We start from the raw sequence: 22,226 nt of genomic DNA, 5'->3' as shown, positions 1-22,226 counted from the left end.
AACTTTTTTTGGCTATATTCGCTTTTATAAAAATGATATACAATGACGAAGAGCGAAAAGGTAAAATTTGCAATGGAAACTCTAGATGCTTTATATCCTGAAGTGCCTATTCCTTTAGATCATAAAGACCCTTATACCTTACTGATAGCTGTATTATTATCAGCACAATGTACGGATGAACGAGTGAACAAAATCACTCCTCTACTATTTGCTAAAGCTGATAATCCTTATGATATGGTCAAATTATCAGTTGAGGAAATCCAGGACATTATCAGACCATGTGGTTTATCTCCTATGAAGTCTAAAGGTATCTATGGGCTGTCTCAAATCTTAATAGATAAGCATAATGGTGAAGTACCTCAAGATATGGCGGCATTAGAAGAATTACCTGCTGTAGGTCATAAGACTGCTAGTGTGGTAATGTCTCAAGCATTCGGAGTACCAGCCTTTCCTGTAGATACACATATCCATAGATTGATGTATCGCTGGAACTTCTCTAACGGCAAGAGTGTAGAACAAACAGAAAGGGATGCAAAACGATTATTCCCTGAAGACAAATGGAATTTACTTCACCTTCAGCTAGTATGGTACGGTAGACAGTACTCTCCTGCTCGTGGATGGAATCTAGAAGTAGATATTATCACTAGTGTTATCGGTAGAAAAACCGTTATCAACGAATACTATAAAAAGAAAGGCTTGAAGTAATCTCTTCAAGCCTTTTTGCTTTATTATATTTTCTAGAATCAGTTTTTAAACTTCTTCTATCTCATTTCTGAATACTTAATTATTTTACGTACATTTTAATTGTAATTCACTCTTAATCAACTCACTCCCCCAATTTATTCTTACACTATTCAAAAGTGGTACTTTCTACCTATTACAAAAGTTTATTTCTAAACTTTCTCAAAAAACACAATCAGATTTTAACAAAAATAAACAACCACAGATTTAAAGATTCAAATATTCTGTGATGTTTATTAATGGGAAGAGTTATACTCGTTATTGTGAAGAAATCACTGTATAGAGCTTCGTGTGTGACCCTTCCTATGTCAGAGTGATTACTCTCCGTATATTTGTCTGAATTAAGATTAAAGGATTTGATGATTAATAAAATCTATATAGTATATATCCATACGACATAATAACACAATCAATATCTATGATGCTAAAAAGAATGCATTAATATTTATGGTAAACGAGGCAGTAAGAAGAATATCCAGTGGATATTATGAATGATGGCCTATTGCGTCTCTACATTGACATATAAGACACAATATAGTGCCGCAGGAATTCCTCATTGTTCATTGAAAATTAAAAAAGAGAGGCATAAGCCTCTCTTCTTAGTTCTCTTTCGAGTAAAGCGATAGATTATTTATTAAGCCGTTAAGCCCAACTAAGCTTAACCCTTTTGAATAGCTCAATAGGAATTTAATGGTTTCTTCTTTAGGTAAAGTAAAACTTGGCTGTTTTGTTAAGTAATTTTTCTTCATATGTGGCGTTTTGCTATTTGTTACAATAATAACGACACAAAAGAGTAAATATTATATCTCTGTCAAAATAATATTTTTTTCGTCAATTAATTTTCTTAAATTAAGTAACGCATAACGCATTCTACCAAGTGCAGTATTGATACTAACATCAGTTTGTTCTGCTATCTCCTTGAAACTCAAATCCTGATACATACGCATCGTGATTACTTGTCTCTGATCTTCAGGTAATTCTTTTAATAGCAAATGTAAGTCTGCCTCAATTTGCCCTTGTATAAGATCTCCTTCTATTGTATTCGAATCATCCTTAATGAATGAAAAAATAGGCAATTCGTCAGAATCATACTGAAACTGAACTCTTTTTTCTTTTCTGTAGTGATCCATTACCAAGTTATGTGCAATGCGAATCACCCAAGGTAAGAACTTACCTTCTTCGTTATATCTTCCCGATTTAAGGGTATTAATTACTTTAATAAATGTGTCTTGGAATATATCATTTGCTAGTTCAGCATCTGAAACTTTAGAAAAGATAAAACCATAAATCTTAGACTGATGTCTTTTGATCAAAACCTCAAGCGCCTCTTCTCCTCCTGCAATATAATAATTAACAAGAGTAGCATCAGGCATATTTAAATATACCATACCAAATTTCTTTTTTAAAACTGTAAATAGATTTTTATAAAGTAATTTTGTATTATAGGCTTTGATTTTTTATAGTTTAACGAGACAAATATATAAAATTATATTTGTTAAAATAAATAAAAAATAAAAGTTTTTTAAAGAGGTTACTTTGTCAATATATAACATTTAAGGTTGATTATACGATTTATAACAAAAATCACAAGTCTTAATTTTATCCTAATGAATTAATCACAATATATAGAATAACTAACTGTGAAAAACACAATAAAATTACTTTTCCTACTTCCCTACTTCTTTCTATAAATACACCTATCATCCCTCTATACTAAGCAAACACTTGTTATAATTAGCTTTTCTTGTTCCCCAAGAAGTATAGTATACTAGATTTGATGATAGTCCTAAAGTTTTAATAAACACCAATGCTAAATATTATAGCATAATGATGTTTTAGTCAATATTATGAGTTAATCAACTTTAGAGAATCTAAAGAAAGCCTTATCTTTGTGTGTTCAACCTTTATAGGCTTTATGAAAAAAAGAGATTTATCCAATATAGACCCAAAAAAGAATATAATAATCAAAGGTGCACAACTGCACAATCTTAAAGATATAGATGTAGTTATACCACGTAATAATCTTGTGGTTATAACAGGTTTATCAGGTTCTGGTAAGTCCAGCTTAGCTTTTGATACTTTATACGCAGAAGGACAGAGACGATATGTAGAGAGTTTATCTTCTTATGCTCGACAATTCTTAGGTCGTATCAATAAACCTAAAGTAGAATATATCAAGGGAATTGCTCCTGCTATTGCTATTGAACAAAAAGTAAACACTAGTAATGCGCGTTCTACTGTCGGTACTTCTACTGAGATATATGATTATATCAAACTATTATATGCTCGTATCGGAAAGACTATCTCTCCTATCTCTGGTGAAGAAGTAAAGAAAGACACTGTAACTGATGTATTAGACTACATTAAGAGTCTTCCTATTGGCGCAAAGCTATTACTTCTTTCTCCTATTGACTTAGGTGAAGATAGAGAGCTTTATGAGTACTTAAACATCTTATTACAACAAGGATATGCTAGGGTGTTGGTCAATGGAGAAACACTTCGTTTAGATCAATACATTAGTGATAACAGTGAGGATACAGTAAATCAAGTAGATGCTGCTAATGTATACTTAGTAGTTGATCGTATCGTAGTAAGTGAAGACGAAGATTTCTATAACCGCTTAGGAGACTCAGTTGAGACTGCCTTCTTTGAAGGAAAAGGCTACTGTTATATAGAAGACTTAAAAGACAAAAAACGCAAAGAGTTTAGTAACAACTTCGCTCTAGATGGTGAGACTTTCTTAGAACCAAACGTACACTTATTCAGCTTTAACAATCCTTATGGTGCTTGTCCTTCATGTGATGGATACGGTAATATTATTGGTATTGATGAAGAGTTAGTTATTCCTAATACAGGACTTTCTATATACGAAAACGCTGTATTTCCATGGAGAGGAGAATCGATGGGATGGTATAGAGATCAACTTGTAAACAATGCTTACAAATTTGACTTCCCTATCCATAAGCCTTACTTCGAGCTAACAGACGAACAAAAAGCATTAGTATGGGACGGAAATGCGTCTTTCACTGGATTAAATGACTTCTTTAAAGAATTAGAGGAGAAAAACTATAAAATACAAAACCGTGTTCTTTTATCTCGTTATAGAGGTAAAACGAAATGCCCTACTTGTAAAGGAAAAAGACTTAGAAAAGAAGCTAGCTATGTAAAAATAGGCGGTAGAACTGTAAGTGAACTAGTAGACCTTCCTATCAAACATTTAATCACTTTCTTTAAAGAGTTAGTATTAAATGAATACGAATCGAAAGTAGCTCAACGTCTATTAATCGAAATCAACAATAGACTTGGTTTCTTAAGTAATGTAGGTCTTGACTACCTAACTCTAAATAGAAACTCTGCTACTTTATCTGGAGGAGAGTCTCAACGTATTAACTTGGCAACTTCATTAGGAAGTAGCTTAGTAGGATCTATGTATATCTTAGACGAACCAAGTATTGGTCTTCACCCAAAAGATACAGAAAAGCTTATCGATGTATTAAACAACCTAAAACAATTAGGTAATACAGTTATCGTAGTAGAACACGATGAGGATATTATGAAGTCTGCTGATCAGATTATAGATATCGGTCCTGAGGCAGGTAGCTATGGAGGTGAATTAGTAGCTCAAGGAGACTATGACGCTATCCTAAAATCAGATTCTCTAACAGGTAAATACCTTAGTGGAGCATTAGAAATAGCTGTTCCTAAATCGAGAAGATCATTTAAACATTTCATTGAGATAATTGGAGCTAGAGAAAACAACCTTAAGAACATAGACGTTACGTTTCCACTAGATTGCTTGACTGTTATTACTGGGGTTTCTGGTAGTGGTAAGAGTACGTTAGTGAAGAAAATATTATTCCCTGCTCTTCAAAAGAAATTAACTGGGTTAAGTGATAAACCTGGGCAGTTCACTGAAATGAAAGGAGAATTTGGAGGTATAAAATCAGTAGAATATGTAGATCAAAACCCTATCGGGAGAAGCTCTCGTTCTAACCCTGTGACTTATATCAAGGCTTATGACGACATTAGAGATTTATACTCTAAACAACAATTATCAAAACTAAGAGGATATCAACCTAAACACTTCTCATTTAACGTGGATGGCGGTAGATGTGAGACGTGTAAAGGAGAAGGTACAGTAACTGTAGAGATGCAGTTTATGGCTGACGTTCACTTAGAATGTGAGACTTGTCATGGTAAGCGATTTAAAAAGGAAATACTAGAAGTAAACTTTGAAGGTAAGAATATAGACGACTTACTGACAATGACGATAGACGATGCGTTAACTTTCTTTGACACACATAAACAGACAAAGATTGCTCAGAAGTTACAACCTCTACACGATGTTGGTTTAGGTTATGTACAGTTAGGTCAGTCTTCTTCTACGCTATCAGGTGGAGAAGCACAACGTATCAAACTTGCATCATTCCTACTAGCTGGTACTACTAGAGATAAAGTGTTATTTGTATTCGATGAACCGACTACTGGGCTACACTTCCATGACATCCAGAAACTACTTAAATCATTTGAAGCTTTAATTGAGAAAGGACACTCTATCATCGTTATTGAGCACAACTTAGACTTGATCAAATGTGCAGATTACATCATAGACATAGGTCCTGAAGGTGGTGAGAATGGAGGACAATTAGTAGCCTTCGGTACTCCTGAAGAAGTTACTAAAAACAAGGCTTCCTTGACAGGTCATTACTTAAAAGAGAAACTAAAGAAATAGTATAGTTAATATAAAAAGGGCTGTATCAAATGATGATACAGCCCTTTATTTTTATTGTAATTTTGTTTTTCATTAGATAGGACAGAAAGAAGAATATCTAGTACACATTCCTCATTGTTCATTCTTAATTAGAAATCACCTTCGCTAACTTCTCTGTCAAGCGTTTGCGACTAAAGTATTGAAGTCCCATAGCATGCACTTTTAGTTGACCTTGTTGATATAACTCGAAGTATTCTAATAAGATATCCATCAGTTTATCTTTCTCACTATACAAGACTAACTTTCCAGTATTGGTCTCTCTAACGATATCAAAGAAGTCTGAGTCTTCAGGTCCTATTCCTAAGATAGGACGTTCAGAAGCCATATATTCAAACAGTTTGCCTGGTATAATCGCTCTCGTGTCATCTGAATCAATCTCTATAAGCAACAATACCTGCGAAGCGCGCATCTGCCTAAGAGCTTCTACATTATCTACATAACCGTGATTAACAACACAATCCTCAAGTTTAAACTCCTTGATTGTATCTAATACCTCACTACTCACCTTCCCTACCAATTTGAGCTGAAAAGCTTCTTTAAAAGCCTTGTTCTCCTTTCTCAATTCAGCTATCGCTTTCCACAAGATACGAGGATTGCGTTCTGATAAGAACGAACCTATATGGGCTAGAGTAAACTTCTCATCTAAAGGCACTTTACCCAAATTAGTGATATCATACCCATTCGTAATCACAGTAATTGGCTTAGAAGTCTTTTCTTGAAACTCCTGTTTAGTCGTCTTACTCGTTACAATAATCTGGTCAGCTTGGTTTAAAACCTCTTTCTCTAACTCTAAATGCTTTGCAGCACTAGATTCGTTTAGCTTTAATTCTTTGTGATACCCTATTGTTGTCCACGGATCCCTAAAATCAGCTATCCATTGGATGTTTAACTGCTTTTTAAGCTCCATTCCTATCAAATGCATACTATGTGGAGGTCCAGTCGTAATAATGGTTTCTACATCCTTATTTCGCTTTAAATACTCCGTTAAGTATTCTACTGAAGGTTTTACCCAACTCACTCGTGCATCTGGAATAAAGAAATTCCCTCTTACCCAAAGCAACATCTTCTCTATAAAGGTCTGTTTCTTCTTAGCTGGAATAATCCCTGCACTTAAGGTATCTGTATTCTTACCACTGACTAACTTCGCCTTGCTATATGGCTCATTAATAGGTTGCTTTAATATAGTTATACTAGGGTCTACTTCCTCTGTATTAGTAGCATCTACCAATGGATAAGTAGGATTCTCTGGTATATAAACAATGGGTTCTATATCAAAACTTGGCAAGTATTTCACGAACTTTAGCCAACGTTGTACTCCTGGTCCTCCTGCTGGTGGCCAATAGTAACTGATGATTAAAACTTTTTTCTTAGACATACTCATTCTGCATTAAGCTTTTTTATGTTGTTATTCTCTGTTTTTGTGATGGGCGTAAAGTATTACGCCCCTACAATCTATATTGTGTTTCTTTTGCGTAGGCGAATTTCAATTCACCCCTACAGATGCCGAAGGCAAAAACTGTGAACCGTAAACCATTATTCTTCCTTCCTTTGTGGTAGACGCAAAGTATTGCGTCTCTACATTGACGTACTGTGTGTTTATCATGCCGAAGGCAAATTCTGTTCCCAATTCCCTGTTAACTATTACTCCTCCCTCTTCTTCACAGAAAGATAAACTCCCGCTGCTGTAATCAATATAATGATAATACTAGAGATCAATGCAATCATACTTCCTTTAGAAATCACCTCAGGTTCAAATGTGAACTCTACTGTGTGTTTTCCTTTTGGAAGTTCAACAGCTCTTAATACATAATCCACTGAGAAGATAGGTACTTCTACATTATCCACTTTAGCTGTCCATCCATGTGGATAGTATACTTCAGAGAATACTGCTAATCCATCTGCGCTGTTGTTAGATTCGTAAACGATCTTATTAGGTGCATAACTTTTTAGCTCAATAGTCGCTAGTGAATCTACTGCATAAGAATCTTTCACTGCTATATCTTTAAACATCGTAGTATTAAATACTGCTTGTTTCTTAGTTTTTAATCCTGTCAATGCTTTCATTTCTCCATCTGCATCTTGTACTTTCTGTACAGTTGATACAAACCAAGCATTTCCGTTTACATTGTCATTTACTAATGGAATATCACGTCCTTCTTCATCTTTCTGGATAATATACTTTACGTTAAGCATATTTAGTATTTCCATATTAGAGTTTTGACCTAGTTGGTAATCCGCTAATTCTTGCATTCTACGAGGCTTAGCAGCATGGTATCCTCCTAGTGAATTGTGGAAAAATGATGCTCTTGCACTATTAAACCCTCCATTTAACTCATACACTCTAAAATGCTCTGTATCATTAAGAATCATTTTATCAGCTGGTGTTTCTTGGAACGGTTTATTCATTTGAGAAGCTAATACAAAATTAGAATCATTCACATAGTTTCTATCTACTAAAACTAAATCTCCTACCATTAATACACCTATAATAGCTACTGCTATTTGAGTCTTAATTTTTCCTTTTGTACAGAAGAATAACACAGCTGCAGAAGCTGCCATTAATACAAAACTTCTGATTAAATCAGCTGTATAAATAGACTTTCTATCTTCTATTAAAGCACGGATAAAACCTGGTCCTAGATCTCCATAAGAACTTCTATAGTAATCATCGTGTAAACCTGTAAAGCTTAAAGTTCCTTTTACTAAGAATAACAATACTATTATAGATCCAGCGACAATACCCGTTTTCTTCAAGCTAGCTAATTGTTCTTCTTTTTCTAATTTGCTATAAGCATATAGTCCCATAATCGCTAAAGCAGGCATACATAACTCAAGGATTACTTGAATAGATGATACTGCTCTGAACTTATTATACATTGGGATATAATTAATAAAGAAGTCTGTCAATACTGGAAAGTTCTTACCCCAAGAAAGCATTAAAGAGAATAATGCTCCTGCAATAAATAGATACTTTATACTTCTCTTCTCTGCAAATATTCCTAATACAAATAAGAAAAATACTACAGCACCGATATAAGCAGGTGCAGCCACAATAGGTTGATCTCCCCAATAAGTTGGAGTATTAGCTACCATTTCTGTAGCCTGTCTATCATCAGCTCCTACTGTTTTAAAGAACTTATATACTTCTGAATCAGCTCCTAGTTTTTCTGTATTAGCTCCTCCTGTTAGACGTGGAGAAATAAGATTTAAACTCTCAAAGATTCCGTAGCTATACTCTGTAATATAGTCATAACTCATCGCATTAGATGATACTTTAGCAGAACCATCAGGTTGGTAAGTAAGTTCACTATTACTTCTAGTACTGAATTTAGTGTATTCTGAAGTAGCCATTAGGTTAGTTGCATTAGCACCTATACTTAATACTGCAGCGCCTAAAAGTACTGCGACAGAAGTTCCTATAGCCTTAAAGTCTTTCTGTTTGATATAAACAGCCATATAGTATACTCCTACGATAATTAATAGTAGAAGTAAATAATACGTCATTTGGAAGTGGTTAGCATTAATTTCTAATGCTGCTGCAAATAAAGTAAGCAATCCTCCTTTGATATAATGCTTTCTAAATACTAATAATACACCTGCTAATACCATTGGCATATAAGCGATAGCATGTGCTTTAGCATTATGTCCTACTCCTAAGATAATGATCAAATAGGTAGAGAATCCAAAAGCTAATGCTCCAATGAATGATCTCAACGGTTTCATTCCTAAAGAAGCTAATAATATATAGAATCCTACGAAGTAAACGAATAAGTAATCAGCTGGTCTAGGTAAGAAACGGATAGCACTATCTAATGCTTTCACATAGTTGTGAGGATACTTAGCTCCTAACTGATAGGTAGGCATCCCTCCAAAAGCGCTGTTAGTCCAATAAGGTTCATCACCTGTCTTTGCTCTAAAGTCTATTTGTTCTTTCGCCATTCCAGTATATTGCACAATATCGGATTGGTAAATCACCTTGTTAGACAATACTGGCGAAAAATATAATAGAGCAACTATTATAAAACCTAAAACCACTAATAAATGTGGGTAAATCTTTTTAAACGTATTCGTTGTTTCTGATGACATTTATACTACTATTTAAGTATGCTAAAATAAGTAATTTTCGGTAGGCTTTAAAGAGAAGCCTAAATAGTTTTATTACAACTAAAAAAAAGCCCTCAAGAGCAGTTGCTCCTGAGGGCTTGATGTTATTCTTTAATATTATTTTGTGTCGATTTCTTCAAAGTCAACATACTCACCTACGACTTTTGTAGATCTAGGTACTTTATTACTTGAAGTACTTGTGTCTGCATAAGTCTGAGACTGGTTATTGTCCTGGTTTCCGTTATATTGATTATACTGTTGTTGAGCTCTCTGTTGAAAATTCTGTTCTGCCTTTTTCGCAGCTTTCATAATTAATACTGGAAACAGATAACGCATTGCAATCTTGAATGCATAATATATCAGAACAATAATAATAAGTGTTTTAATAAATCCCATAATTTCCTTCTTTTTACCAAAAATAGAAATAATAAACACTATTTGGCAAACATAAATCTTAAATTATTGATAAATCTAATAATAAGATCTTCTTTACTTACTTGATTTATTTTCATTATGCAGATAAAACATCCACTAAGCCATTTAGTTATAGAACATCTCTACTTCTTAACCTCTACCCATTTAGTATATCCACCATCTAACTCATAAACCTGTTTAAATCCATTCTCTAATAAAGTATTTCTAGCTTTCTCACTTCTCTTTCCAGATTTACAGAAAATATAGACTGGTTTATCTTTTGACAAAGTCTTAGTTTGCTCTAAAAAGTTCTCGTTTAAGAAGTCTATATTCTTAGCGTACTCTATCGTTCCCTCTGCATATTCTTTAGGCGTTCTAACATCAACAAGCTGAACTTCAGTTTTTTCAATTTCTTTTTGAAATGATGTATTATTCAGTAAATGAGCAGCCTTCTCTTGACTATATGCTGTGAAAGAGAAAGTTAGCAATGCAATAAGTACTAAAGTTAAAACGTTAAGATTTTTCATATAAGTATTTTTAATAGTTTAACAAAAATGACAAATATCATAGTATGCGAATTTCTGGCACTATATATTTGTTATCAAATATAGAACAATTATGTCGTTTTCTCTTATACAAAAGTATAATGTACCAGGCCCAAGATACACAAGTTATCCCACAGTTCCTTACTGGGAGGATACTTCTTTTTCTAGAGATAAGTGGATTGACTCTCTAAAGAGATCATTCATTGAATCTAATCAAAAAGAAGGTATTAGTATCTACATCCACCTGCCGTTTTGCGAGAGCCTGTGTACTTTTTGTGGTTGTCATAAGAGGATAACTAAAAGACACGAAGTAGAGAGTCCTTATATAGATGCTCTACTTAAGGAATGGGACCTATACTGTGCCCTATTTGAAGAAAAGCCAGTGATCAAAGAAATTCACTTAGGTGGTGGTACTCCCACTTTCTTCTCTCCTGCTCATTTAACAAAACTTATCGAAGGGCTTAAAGCTAAATCTGTCATTGCTGATGAATATGAGTTTAGCTTTGAAGGTCACCCTAATAATACAACCAAAGAACATCTATCTACACTTTATAACTTAGGGTTTAGAAGAGTAAGCTTCGGTGTACAAGATTATAACCCTGAAGTTCAAAAAGCTATTCACAGAGAACAAAGTTTCCACAATGTGGCTAAAGTTACTCTATGGGCTAAAGAGCTTGGGTATACTTCCATCTCACATGATATTATCTACGGTCTGCCTTTTCAAAAGTTAGAACATGTTATAGATACTATCGAAAAGACTAAATCACTATCACCTGACCGTCTAGCTTTTTATAGCTATGCACACGTGCCTTGGATCAAAGGTAATGGTCAACGTGGATTTAATGACGAAGACGTGCCTAAAGATGATGTGAAACGTCAGTTATATGAGAAAGGAAAAGAATTACTTCTTAAGAACGAGTATATCGAGATTGGTATGGACCACTTCTCTTTAAAGAGCGATTCTCTTTACAGAGCAATGAATACAGGACATATCCATAGAAACTTTATGGGATATACTTCTTCTAAAACACAAGTAATGATTGGCTTAGGCGTTTCTTCTATCAGTGATAGTTGGTATGCTTTTGCTCAAAACGAAAAAGACATTGAAACTTATTATAATCTTCTAGAGCAAGGTATTATCCCTGTTGTCAAAGGACATATTTTGAATGAAGAAGATTTGATTATTAGAAAACATATCTTAAATTTAATGTGTTCTTTAGAAACAGACCTAGAAGATGATTTAAACAAGATTGACTTCAACCCTGTTCTTGAAGAATTAAAAGAATTAGAAACAGATGAGCTAATTCAGATCAAAGACTATAAAATTAAGATAACTAAAAAAGGTCGTGCGTTTGTTAGAAATGTATGTATGGCTCTAGATTTGAGACTACAGAAAAACAAACCTCAGAGACAATTGTTCTCGATGACTATCTAATAAAAAGTATAATGAATAAAAACGTAGAGAAAGTAGTAACCTTTATCGTGTTACTAGCATTGGTATCAGGAATTTATAATTTAGACATGGAACACTTGTGGTCAATACAACACAATTGGATGTCATATATCGGATTCTTAGTATTTATTGTATACCTAGTGTATTCTCTTAAGAAAGCTGCCAGACTGCAGGATAAAGAAGGTCTATAATTACTTACGAATTGTCATTTGTTTATTGTTTACTCTCAAGTAGACGATAGTATAAAAAAAGTCCTTAATCTCACAATTAAGGACTTTTTATTTGTCTTATATTTTGTTTTCAATAATTGCTTCAATTACCTCTGGGTTGATAAGAGTTGAAACATCTCCAAACTCTTTAGTCTCTCCATTAGAGATAGAACGCAATATTCTTCTCATAATCTTACCTGAACGAGTCTTCGGTAAACTATCTACAAACTGTATTTTATCTAGTTTAGCAATAGGTCCGATATGACTAGCTATTTGATTGTTAATCTCTTTCTTCAAGTTCTCTCTATCACGGTATTCTCCTTCCATTTTAAGAGTGATAAATCCGTAAAGTGCATTTCCTTTGATATCGTGTTTATATCCTACCACAGCACTTTCTGCCACAGCTGGGTGCTCATTAATAGCATCCTCAATAGGTGCAGTACCCAAGTTATGACCAGACACTATAACAACATCATCAGCACGTCCTGTGATTCTGTAGTAACCTACTTCATCTCTTAATGCTCCATCTCCTGTAAAGTATTTCCCAGGGAATTTACTGAAGTACGTTTCTTTATATCTCTCGTGATCTCCCCAGATAGTACGTGCCATAGAAGGCCAAGGGAACTTAATACAAAGTGATCCATCCACTTGATTATCTTCTATCTCATTGCGTTTCTCATCCATTAATACAGCTTGTATTCCTGGTAATGGCAACGTAGCATAAGTAGGTTTAGTTGGAGTAATAAATGGAAGTGGAGAAACTAAGATACTTCCTGTTTCTGTTTGCCACCATGTATCCACAATAGGGCATCTCTTCTTCCCAACGTGGTCATTATACCAGTGCCAAGCTTCCTCATTAATAGGCTCTCCTACAGAACCAATTACTCTAAGACTAGATAAATCATGTGAATTCACATAACTATAATCTTCAGTCATTAATGAACGAATAGCTGTAGGTGCTGTATAGAACTGTGTTACTTTATATTTATCGATAATATCCCAGAATCTACTAGGTGTTGGGTAAGAAGGAACTCCTTCAAACATTACAGTAGTAGCTCCGTTTAATAGTGGACCATATACAATATATGAATGTCCTGTAATCCATCCACAATCTGCAGTACACCAGAATATATCTTCTTCTTTATAGTCAAAGATATTCTTAAATGAATATGCTGTCTGTACCATGTATCCAGCAGTAGTATGCACCATTCCTTTTGGCGAACCTGTAGATCCAGAAGTATATAAAATAAATAAAGGATCCTCTGCATCCATTACTTGTGCTACGTGATTATTAGACGCTTCTTCTAATAAAGGCGCTAACCAAATATCTCTACCCTCTTTAAAAGCGATATCGCTTCCTGTTCTCTTTACTAAAAGTACTTTCTCTACACCAGGACAAGACTCTAATGCCTCATCTATAATTGGTTTTAAAGGAATAGTCTTACTTCCTCTATAACTTCCGTCTGATGTAATAACGAATTTACACTCAGCATCATTAATACGTTTAGATACTGCAGAAGAAGAGAATCCAGCAAAGATAACACTGTGTATTGCTCCTATTCTAGCACATGCTAACATAGATACGACTAATTCAGGAATCATAGGTAAATAGATACATACTCTATCCCCTTTTTTCACTCCTTGTTCTTTAAGAACATTAGCCATCTTACACACTCTATTGTATAAGTCATTATATGTAATAGTCTCTGATTGTTCTTCTGGATTATTTGGTTCAAATATAATCGCTGCCTTCTCACCTCTTTTTGCCAAGTGGCGATCGATACAGTTCTTCACGATATTTAGCTTACCATTGACAAACCATTGGAATTTTGATTCTTCCATGTCAAACTCAAATACCTTATCCCACACTTGATACCAGACAAAGTTTTCTTCAGCTATCTTGCTCCAGAATTTACGAGGCTCTCTAACAGATTTTTTATAGTGTTTAAAATATTGTTCTAGATTTTCTATTTTATAATAACTCATGCTACAGTTGTGATTTTTTTATGTAATATTTTTTTTAGCTCTTAAATATATGATTTTAGTAATAAATAGCAAAAAGTCATACAATATTTTTAATATATAAAAACACTGTATGACTTCTATTTATTCAAAACTTCATTAAAAATGAGCTGTTTCTTTCTTTGCGTTTTCAAACTCAGTAATGATATTCTTTACAATATCTGCCACTGGTTCTATTTTGTGAATTAATCCTGATATCTGACCTACTTCTAGTTCTCCTTCTACTAAATCTCCTTCAAACATTCCTTTCTTAGCACGACCTCTACCTAAGTACTCTTTCAATTCATCTACTGAAGGATTCTTTGCATAAAGATCTTGAAGACCGCTATAAAAATCATTCTTAATCAAACGTACAGGAGCTAGCTCTTTTAAAGTAAGCGTTGTATCTCCTTCTTGTACATCTAACAATAAGTTTTTAAAGTTATCGTGTGCAGAACTTTCCTCAGAAGCGATAAATCGCGTTCCCATCTGTACTCCATCAGCACCAAGCACCATAGCGGCAAGCATACCTCGCCCTGTAGCAATACCTCCTGCTGCAATTAATGGAATACTTATCTTCTCGCGAACTATCGGGATTAATGTAAGTGTAGTAGTCTCTTCTCGTCCATTGTGTCCTCCTGCTTCAAAACCTTCAGCTACAACAGCGTCCACTCCAGCCTCTTGTGCTTTTAAGGCAAACTTAGATGAGCTTACCACATGCACTACAGTTATTCCGTGCTCTTTTAAGAAAGGAGTCCAAGTCTTAGGATTACCTGCAGAAGTAAAAACAATCTTCACCCCTTCTTCAACGATAATGTTCATTATCTCCTCAATATTAGGATATAACATAGGAACATTAACTCCAAATGGTTTATCAGTTGCTTTCTTACACTTCTGAATGTGTTCTCTTAATACTTCAGGATACATAGAACCCGCACCTATAAGCCCTAGTCCACCTGCATTACTTACAGCACTAGCTAACTTATAACCACTATTCCATATCATTCCTCCCTGTACAATAGGATACTGGATATTAAAAAGATCTACTAACTTATTTTTCATTGTATTTTGGTTGTTTTATAGTTTCGAAATAACACCCGAACCAATTAGTTCGTCTTCGATATGCCAAGATACAAATTGTCCTTCTGTGATAGCTGATTGTGGTTCGTCAAAACGCACATACATCCCATCCTTCATCTTGTGTAAAGTTGCTTTTTGCAACGGTTGGCGATATCTTATACGTGCTAATATAGACATTGTTTCGCCTTCTTGCAATGCCAAGTCTTCACGAATCCAATGAATTTCTGATTCTTTCACAAATAAAGCCTTGTGAAATAGCCCTGGATGATCGCTTCCTTGTCCTGTGTAAATGATATTTTCTTTTACATCAGTACCAATGATAAATAATGGTTCTGCAGTACCTCCTACATTTAACCCTTTTCGTTGACCGATAGTAAAGAAGTGAGCTCCGAAGTGCTCTCCTACTTTTTTACCCATCTCAGGTGTGTACACGATAGATTTAGCCTCACTGTGTAAAGCTTCCTCTAAATCTGAAGGAGTTTCTTCTGACTTAACATAGATTGGAGAATTCTTAGGCACTTCATAAATAAGACCATCTTTTCTTTGCAACTGTTGTTGTAAGAATTCAGGTAGTCTTACTTTACCTATAAAGCATAACCCTTGTGAATCTTTCTTATCTGCTGTGATTAAGTTCATCTTTGCTGCGATCTCACGCACCTCTGGTTTAAGCAATTCTCCTACCGGAAATAACGCTTTAGCCAATTGCTCTTGAGATAACTGACATAAGAAGTAAGACTGATCCTTATTAGGATCTACACCAGCCAACAGTTTATAAACTGTTTCTTGTGTACCATCTTCTTTTGTGATTACTTCCTCATCTTTGCGACAATAGTGACCTGTAGCTACATAATCCGCACCTAAGCTCAATGCTATTTTCATAAATACATCAAACTTAATCTCGCGATTACACAATACGTCTGGATTAGGGGTACGACCATTCTCATACTCCTTAAACATATAATCTACAATCTTCTCTTTATATTGTTCACTTAGGTCAACTGTTTGGAATGGAATCCCAAGCTTCTCAGCTACCATTAATGCATCGTTGCTATCTTCTAGCCATGGACATTCATTAGAAATTGTCACAGAATCATCGTGCCAGTTTTTCATGAAGAGCCCAATAACCTCATACCCTTGTTCTTTCAGTAAATAAGCTGCGACACTTGAGTCTACACCTCCAGAAAGACCTACTACTACTCTTTTCTTCATAATAAAAAATATTGCGGCAAATTTACGAGAAATGCCGCAATACAAAAAGTTTTTGAATTTATCTTATCTTTTAATTATGATTTGTCCATAGACAAAATCTATAAAGATGCTATTTTATTTGTTTTCCTAAGAATTCAGATTGTGCTTTAGCCTTATTAACTCCTTCTATTAATTTCTGCATCACATCCTGCTCGTTAAAATATTTTATAGCCTGTTCTGTCGTTCCTCCTTTAGAAGATACCTTAGCTATCCAATCCTGTGTTGATAGCGAATTAGCTTCATATAATCCAAGCGCTCCAGAGATAGTCTGCTTAACTAATAACTCTGCCTGAGAAGGCTCAAAGCCATAAGAGATAGCAGCCTTAATCATAGCCTCCATAAAGTAAAACACATAAGCAGGTCCACTACCTGACACAGCCGTAGCTGCATCTATCTTATTCTCTTCAGACACATACACAGACTTACCTGTGGTATTGATTAAGTTTTGAATAATAAACAGTTCTTTTCTATCTAATTCTTCAGATGCAGTAAATACAGTCATTCCTCTTCCGATTTGCGTTGGCAAGTTTGGCATAGAACGCACAATCTTATCTACACCTAAATCCTGCTTTAATCTATCTATAGAAATACCAGCCATCACAGAAACTACGATCTGCTCTTGATGAACATACTGTCTTAAATCGCTAACAAGTGTAGTAAAGTCCTGGGGTTTTACAGCTACGATTACAATATCACAGGTCTTAATATCACTATCTAACTTATAGCGATAAGATAGCTTGTGTACATTTCGGCTATCCTCCGATGCACTCTGTGAACGCGTATAAATCAATACATCTGTCGGGTTAATAAACCTTGAGTTTATAAATCCATTGGCAAAAGTACTGCCCATGTTTCCCATTCCTACAATTGCGATTCTCATAAAAAAAAACACCTCTGAATTAGATCAGAGGTGTTAAATATAAAGAATTATTTATTTTTCTTCTTGTTTTCTTCTTGCAATCTTTGTTGCTCTTGAGCTTGTTGCATCATTTCTTGCATTTTACGTTGGAATCTTCCTTTTGGACGATCTTTCGTTTTATTGTCCTCAATGATAGCTTTAATCTTGTCTTCTTTTACAATGTGGTTTTTGATTACATACATAATACCAATTGTAATAGAGTTAGACACGAAATAGTATAAACTCAATCCTGATGCATAGTTATTAAAGAAGAATAACATCATCAATGGAGAGATATAAATCATCACTTTCATGATCTTACTCATATCAGGCATACCTTCTTGAGCTGGAGCTGCCATTTGTTGATCTCCTGTGGTCATCTTCATATAAACAAAGATAGCAATAGAAGCCAATATTGGGAATAAACTCACGTGATCACCATAGAATGGGATTTTGAAAGGTAATTTTAATACTTGGTCATATGATGATAAGTCATCTGCCCATAAGAATGATTTCTGTCTTAAATCAAATGCTGATGGGAAGAACTGGAACAACGAGTAGAAAATAGGAATCTGTAGTAATGCTGGGATACAACCCGCCATTGGGTTAACTCCTGCTTTAGAATACAGAGCCATAGTCTCTTGTTGTTTCTTCATTGCATCATTCTTATATTTCTCATTAATCTCATTCACTTCTGGACGAATAGCTTTCATCTTAGCTTGAGATAAATATGATTTATAAGTCAATGGAGAGATTAATAATCTCACTAATATTGTTAATGCTATAATAGCAATACCGTAAGGTAAGAAAGAACTTAATACTCCAAATACAGGGATAAATAAGAAACGGTTTAACCATCCAAAGATTCCCCATCCTAAAGGAACGATTTTATCTAATCCTTTATCGTAAGATTTTAATAACTTATAATCAGCTGGTCCGAAGAACATCTTCATATCATAGTTCAGCTCACCACCTGTATATGCTAAAGCCATCTTAGCATTAAACTGCTTTGTAAACACTGTATCTACTGCCTCGTTTTGCACTAGGTTAGCAGATTTTAAGTTAGCAGTTTTAAACTCTTTGTCAGAGATTAAGATTGATGTAAAGAAGTGTTGTTTAAACGCTACATAATTTACATCTTTAGCCTCAGTATTATCGTCTTTACTAGTATTGCTTAAACTTTTATCTTTACCGTCTTCTTGTTCGTAATAAACACGAGTGTATTGATTTTCGTAAGTAATACTCTTCTCGTTGCTATATGTTTTAAGATCCCAATTTAAAGCAGGAGTCTCAGCAGCATTAACCACTTTACTCAATCCTTGTGTACGGATAGAGAAGTCTAACATATAGTCATTTGGTTTCAACACATATCTATACTCTAAAAACTCATTAGCTGATATTTTTAAACGCATAGATAATACTTGGTTCTCCCCTTCTTTAGTTAATTCTGGTTCGAAGTATAAATCTCTTGTGTTGAATTTTTTATTGTCTTTAGTATATAACTCTAAGTTAAAGTCAGAGTTATTATCTTTAATAAGCTCCACTAATTGCTTAGAGTCCTTAGTAAAACGAGCATTGTTATTTACAATAACATTTGATAAACTACCTCCTTTGTTTTCAACAACTAAAGTAAGAAGTTCACTCTTAAGCTCAGTTTGTCCTCCCTTAGCAGATGGCAAAGTTGCACTGTAAGCGAATGGTCCTAAAGCAGCCTGTAAAGCAACATTCTGAGTTGAGTCAGTAGCAACATGACTAGTGATAGCTTGTTCTATCTTCTCTGCTTCTACTTTCTTAACCTCTTCTGTTTTAGCTACCTCTTTATCTTTAGAGATTGATTCTTTTTCTTTGTTGATATTATTCAACATCATCCAAATTAGCAATCCGGCTATAATAACAAAGCCGACAATACTGTTACGATCTAATTTTTTTCCTTCCATTACTTAATTTGTAGTTTATCAAATTTTTGGTTGTAACAACTTTCGTTAATTACACTAAGAACTACTTCGTTCTATTATCAATTGCTGCCTTAACAAGACTTACAAAAAGTGGGTGTGGTTTTGCCACAGTACTTTTATATTCAGGGTGGAACTGTACTGCTACGAAGAAAGGATGAGTATCTAACTCTACCACTTCTACTAAACCTGTATCAGGATTCCATCCAGAAGCTATTAAACCAGCTTTTTCAAAATCTTCTAAATATTGATTATTAAATTCATATCTATGACGGTGACGCTCATTGATAAGACTTTCTCCGTAAATTTCAAAAGCTTTAGAACCTTCTTTTAATTTACAATCCCATCCTCCAAGACGCATTGTACCTCCTTTATCTGTAATATTCTTTTGGTCTTCCATAAAAGTAATTACTGGATATTGAGTACTCTCGTTCACCTCTGTAGTATTAGCACTAGCATATCCCAATACGTTTCTTGCGTATTCGATAACTGCCATCTGCATACCTAAACAGATACCTAAGAAAGGAATCTTGTTCTCTCTTACGTATTTTACTGTTTCTATTTTTCCTTCTATTCCACGAGATCCAAAACCAGGTGCTACTAAAACAGCATCTAAGTTCTTTAATTTCTCTGCTACATTCGCAGCTGTAATATTATCTGATTGAATAGATACGATATTTACTTTGATTTGATTCTCAGCACCACCGTGAACTAAAGCTTCTAAGATAGACTTATAAGAATCTTGTAATTCTACATACTTACCTACTAAACCAACATTAACTACGTGTAATGGGTTTTTAAGCTTGTGAATGAATTCATTCCATTTTACTAAATCTGGAGATGTTTTCTCTGGTAAGTCTAATTTCTTAAGTGCTACTTTATCTAATCCTTCAGCTAACATTAAGTTAGGTACATCATAGATAGTATCAGCATCGATAGACTGAATAACTGCTTCTGGTTTTACGTTACAGAACTGTGCTAATTTCTGACGAATCTCTGTACTTAAATTGTGCTCTGTACGACATACTAGGATATCAGCTTTAATACCGCTTTCCATTAACGTTTTTACAGAGTGTTGAGTTGGCTTAGTTTTAAGCTCTCCTGCTGCTGCTAAATAAGGTACTAAAGTTAAGTGTACAACGATAGCGTTGTTATCTCCTAACTCCCATAATAACTGACGTACTGACTCGATATAAGGAAGAGATTCTATATCCCCTACTGTTCCACCGATTTCTGTAATCACGATATCATAATCACCTGATTTACCTAAAAGCTGCATACGCTCTTTAATCTCATTCGTGATATGAGGTACTACTTGTACTGTTTTTCCTAAAAACTCTCCTCTTCTCTCTTTCTCAATAACTGAAAGATATACGCGTCCTGTAGTAACATTATTCGCTTGAGAAGTAGGTACGTTTAAGAATCTCTCATAGTGCCCTAAGTCTAGATCTGTCTCAGCACCATCATCTGTCACGAAACATTCTCCGTGCTCATAAGGGTTAAGTGTCCCTGGGTCCACATTGATATATGGATCAAATTTTTGGATAGTCGCTGAGTATCCACGTGCTTGTAATAGCTTAGCCAATGAGGCTGCTATGATTCCTTTTCCTAAAGAAGATGTAACCCCTCCTGTAACGAAAATATACTTAGTTTGTTTCATTTAGTGTGTGTATTAGCTGTGTTGTTAACAATAAAACTTGGCAAAAATACAACTTTCCAAGCTATTCTTCTAATTTTAGATTACCTAAAAAAACAACTAAAACTAACTTATAGGTTATAAAGGCCTTATATCTTACTAATTCTCTATAATTTTTAATCCCTTATAAAAAAAACAAGCATATTACCTCATTAGTATATACTTTTGTAAACTAAAGTATTATAAGCCTAATCCAAACAAGTGTTTAATAGAATTAGTTATTTTGTCAAATCAATACAACTTCAGAGATAGCATAATTGTATTATAAGAAGTTTAACATCTTCACTTATACAAAAAGGCACATTAGTTGTAAAAAACAATATGAACTAATCTAACTTAAAAACCATCTACATGAATATAGAACAGATCATTGATAGCATATATCCCCTTTCTAAACCCGCTAAAGATAAACTAACTGCTGTCTTTACTGAAATCTCTTTCTCTAAGAATTATATTCTATCTGAATATGAGAAGCACGAGAATTACTTCTACTTCATTAAAAGTGGTTTAGTAAGAGCTTATGCTTTACAAGAAGACAGAGAGCTTACCTTTTGGTTTGGCAAAGATGGTGATCCTGCCCTATCGATGTACAACTATATCTTAAACAGACCTAGTTACGAAACAATCGATCTAATAGAGGACAGTACTTTCTACTATACTAAAATAAGTCAGTTAGAACAGTTATACTCAACAGATATAGAAATTGCTAATTGGGGAAGAAAGTTTGCAGAAATAGAGTTACTTAAAACAGAAGAACGTTCTATATTAAGACAAATCAAATCTGCCAAAGAGAGGTATTTAGACCTTTTAGAACGCGATGCTTACCTTTTAAATAGAGTCCCTCTGAAGTATATTGCTTCATTTTTAGGAGTAACTCAAGTAAGTTTGAGCAGAATTCGCAGTGAATTCCTCAAAAAATAGCACTTTTTTACCAATCTAATAATATTCGAAGCAATCCGTTTTTCGTAGAATAATATTTGCTCATCCAAGTTTTGACAAAATTATATTCTGATTATTACATTTTATTTAGCTTAAAATAATACCCAAGACACAATATTTCGGTTATTTTGTTATCTTTAATTCAAATTAATAGGCGATTTCTTTAGAATTTACC

Annotated in this window: 16 protein-coding genes; 5 read left to right on the top strand and 11 right to left on the bottom strand. The window is 34.3% G+C overall.

Going from position 1 to position 22,226, the window contains the following annotated elements:
- Positions 1–42 precede the first annotated feature (42 nt).
- Complete coding sequence (locus tag BMX53_RS08430; RefSeq protein ID WP_074745707.1) at positions 43–705, top strand: endonuclease III domain-containing protein; 663 nt, start codon at positions 43–45, stop codon at positions 703–705.
- Between the two features lie 836 nt (positions 706–1,541).
- On the opposite strand, the gene BMX53_RS08425 is transcribed toward BMX53_RS08430, so the two are convergent.
- Positions 1,542–2,129 (bottom strand): RNA polymerase sigma factor, encoded by a 588-nt coding sequence (locus BMX53_RS08425; RefSeq protein ID WP_038986538.1) that lies wholly within the window; start codon positions 2,127–2,129, stop codon positions 1,542–1,544.
- A gap of 527 nt (positions 2,130–2,656) precedes the next feature.
- Here BMX53_RS08425 and uvrA point away from each other — a divergent pair.
- Positions 2,657–5,473 carry an excinuclease ABC subunit UvrA gene (gene uvrA / locus BMX53_RS08420; RefSeq protein ID WP_074745705.1) on the top strand — a complete coding sequence of 939 codons (2,817 nt, stop codon included), beginning with the start codon at positions 2,657–2,659 and terminating at the stop codon, positions 5,471–5,473.
- Positions 5,474–5,597: 124 nt separating this feature from the next.
- Here uvrA and BMX53_RS08415 read toward each other — a convergent pair whose 3' ends face one another.
- The 4 genes from BMX53_RS08415 to BMX53_RS08400 form a co-directional block, all read right to left on the bottom strand.
- The gene (locus tag BMX53_RS08415) at positions 5,598–6,893 is read right to left on the bottom strand and encodes a glycosyltransferase family 4 protein (protein WP_074745703.1); all 1,296 of its coding nucleotides are present in this window, start codon (positions 6,891–6,893) and stop codon (positions 5,598–5,600) included.
- A 260-nt stretch (positions 6,894–7,153) separates the two neighbouring features.
- Positions 7,154–9,598, bottom strand: coding sequence for a YfhO family protein (locus BMX53_RS08410; protein WP_074745701.1), 2,445 nt, complete (start codon positions 9,596–9,598; stop codon positions 7,154–7,156).
- Positions 9,599–9,733: 135 nt separating this feature from the next.
- Positions 9,734–10,012: a DUF4834 family protein gene (locus BMX53_RS08405; RefSeq protein ID WP_074745699.1), complete on the bottom strand. Its 279-nt coding sequence runs from the start codon at positions 10,010–10,012 to the stop codon at positions 9,734–9,736.
- 161 nt (positions 10,013–10,173) lie between these two features.
- Positions 10,174–10,557: a rhodanese-like domain-containing protein gene (locus BMX53_RS08400; protein WP_074745697.1), complete on the bottom strand. Its 384-nt coding sequence runs from the start codon at positions 10,555–10,557 to the stop codon at positions 10,174–10,176.
- Between the two features lie 91 nt (positions 10,558–10,648).
- Between BMX53_RS08400 and hemN the strand changes: the two genes are divergently transcribed.
- Both hemN and BMX53_RS08390 read left to right on the top strand, forming a co-directional pair.
- Positions 10,649–12,010, top strand: a complete 1,362-nt coding sequence (gene hemN, locus BMX53_RS08395; protein ID WP_074745695.1) for an oxygen-independent coproporphyrinogen III oxidase — start codon at positions 10,649–10,651, stop codon at positions 12,008–12,010.
- A gap of 11 nt (positions 12,011–12,021) precedes the next feature.
- The gene (locus BMX53_RS08390; protein WP_038986545.1) at positions 12,022–12,219 is read left to right on the top strand and encodes a hypothetical protein; all 198 of its coding nucleotides are present in this window, start codon (positions 12,022–12,024) and stop codon (positions 12,217–12,219) included.
- Positions 12,220–12,315: 96 nt separating this feature from the next.
- Here the strand turns inward: BMX53_RS08390 and acs are convergent, their stop codons facing one another.
- From acs to BMX53_RS08360, 6 genes are all read right to left on the bottom strand, one after another.
- A complete protein-coding gene (gene acs, locus BMX53_RS08385; protein ID WP_074745692.1) occupies positions 12,316–14,223 on the bottom strand; it encodes an acetate--CoA ligase in 1,908 nt (635 codons plus the stop codon).
- A gap of 135 nt (positions 14,224–14,358) precedes the next feature.
- Positions 14,359–15,300 (bottom strand): NAD(P)H-dependent flavin oxidoreductase, encoded by a 942-nt coding sequence (locus BMX53_RS08380; RefSeq protein WP_074745690.1) that lies wholly within the window; start codon positions 15,298–15,300, stop codon positions 14,359–14,361.
- 15 nt (positions 15,301–15,315) lie between these two features.
- The gene (gene mnmA, locus BMX53_RS08375) at positions 15,316–16,527 is read right to left on the bottom strand and encodes a tRNA 2-thiouridine(34) synthase MnmA (protein WP_074745688.1); all 1,212 of its coding nucleotides are present in this window, start codon (positions 16,525–16,527) and stop codon (positions 15,316–15,318) included.
- A 109-nt stretch (positions 16,528–16,636) separates the two neighbouring features.
- Complete coding sequence (gene proC / locus BMX53_RS08370) at positions 16,637–17,446, bottom strand: pyrroline-5-carboxylate reductase (protein WP_063175986.1); 810 nt, start codon at positions 17,444–17,446, stop codon at positions 16,637–16,639.
- 47 nt (positions 17,447–17,493) lie between these two features.
- Complete coding sequence (gene yidC, locus BMX53_RS08365; protein WP_074745686.1) at positions 17,494–19,401, bottom strand: membrane protein insertase YidC; 1,908 nt, start codon at positions 19,399–19,401, stop codon at positions 17,494–17,496.
- A 61-nt stretch (positions 19,402–19,462) separates the two neighbouring features.
- On the bottom strand, positions 19,463–21,076 hold the full coding sequence (locus BMX53_RS08360; RefSeq protein ID WP_038986551.1) for a CTP synthase: 1,614 nt from the start codon (positions 21,074–21,076) through the stop codon (positions 19,463–19,465).
- 387 nt (positions 21,077–21,463) lie between these two features.
- Between BMX53_RS08360 and BMX53_RS08355 the strand changes: the two genes are divergently transcribed.
- Entirely contained in the window at positions 21,464–22,033 is a 570-nt protein-coding gene (locus tag BMX53_RS08355; protein ID WP_074745684.1) for a Crp/Fnr family transcriptional regulator, read from the top strand.
- Positions 22,034–22,226: the final 193 nt, after the last annotated feature.

The organism is Myroides marinus (genome assembly GCF_900109075.1).
Classification (GTDB): Bacteria; Bacteroidota; Bacteroidia; order Flavobacteriales; family Flavobacteriaceae; genus Flavobacterium; species Flavobacterium marinum_A.
This window is presented reverse-complemented; position numbering and strand designations above follow the sequence as displayed.

Excerpts from the sequence above, each read along its gene's own strand:
- BMX53_RS08430 (WP_074745707.1), top strand. The coding sequence starts at position 43 with ATGACGAAGAGCGAAAAGGTAAAATTTGCAATGGAAACTCTAGATGCT.
- BMX53_RS08425 (WP_038986538.1), bottom strand. The coding sequence starts at position 2,129 with ATGGTATATTTAAATATGCCTGATGCTACTCTTGTTAATTATTATATT.
- uvrA (WP_074745705.1), top strand. The coding sequence starts at position 2,657 with ATGAAAAAAAGAGATTTATCCAATATAGACCCAAAAAAGAATATAATA.
- BMX53_RS08415 (WP_074745703.1), bottom strand. The coding sequence starts at position 6,893 with ATGAGTATGTCTAAGAAAAAAGTTTTAATCATCAGTTACTATTGGCCA.
- BMX53_RS08410 (WP_074745701.1), bottom strand. The coding sequence starts at position 9,598 with ATGTCATCAGAAACAACGAATACGTTTAAAAAGATTTACCCACATTTA.
- BMX53_RS08405 (WP_074745699.1), bottom strand. The coding sequence starts at position 10,012 with ATGGGATTTATTAAAACACTTATTATTATTGTTCTGATATATTATGCA.
- BMX53_RS08400 (WP_074745697.1), bottom strand. The coding sequence starts at position 10,557 with ATGAAAAATCTTAACGTTTTAACTTTAGTACTTATTGCATTGCTAACT.
- hemN (WP_074745695.1), top strand. The coding sequence starts at position 10,649 with ATGTCGTTTTCTCTTATACAAAAGTATAATGTACCAGGCCCAAGATAC.
- BMX53_RS08390 (WP_038986545.1), top strand. The coding sequence starts at position 12,022 with ATGAATAAAAACGTAGAGAAAGTAGTAACCTTTATCGTGTTACTAGCA.
- acs (WP_074745692.1), bottom strand. The coding sequence starts at position 14,223 with ATGAGTTATTATAAAATAGAAAATCTAGAACAATATTTTAAACACTAT.
- BMX53_RS08380 (WP_074745690.1), bottom strand. The coding sequence starts at position 15,300 with ATGAAAAATAAGTTAGTAGATCTTTTTAATATCCAGTATCCTATTGTA.
- mnmA (WP_074745688.1), bottom strand. The coding sequence starts at position 16,527 with ATGAAGAAAAGAGTAGTAGTAGGTCTTTCTGGAGGTGTAGACTCAAGT.
- proC (WP_063175986.1), bottom strand. The coding sequence starts at position 17,446 with ATGAGAATCGCAATTGTAGGAATGGGAAACATGGGCAGTACTTTTGCC.
- yidC (WP_074745686.1), bottom strand. The coding sequence starts at position 19,401 with ATGGAAGGAAAAAAATTAGATCGTAACAGTATTGTCGGCTTTGTTATT.
- BMX53_RS08360 (WP_038986551.1), bottom strand. The coding sequence starts at position 21,076 with ATGAAACAAACTAAGTATATTTTCGTTACAGGAGGGGTTACATCTTCT.
- BMX53_RS08355 (WP_074745684.1), top strand. The coding sequence starts at position 21,464 with ATGAATATAGAACAGATCATTGATAGCATATATCCCCTTTCTAAACCC.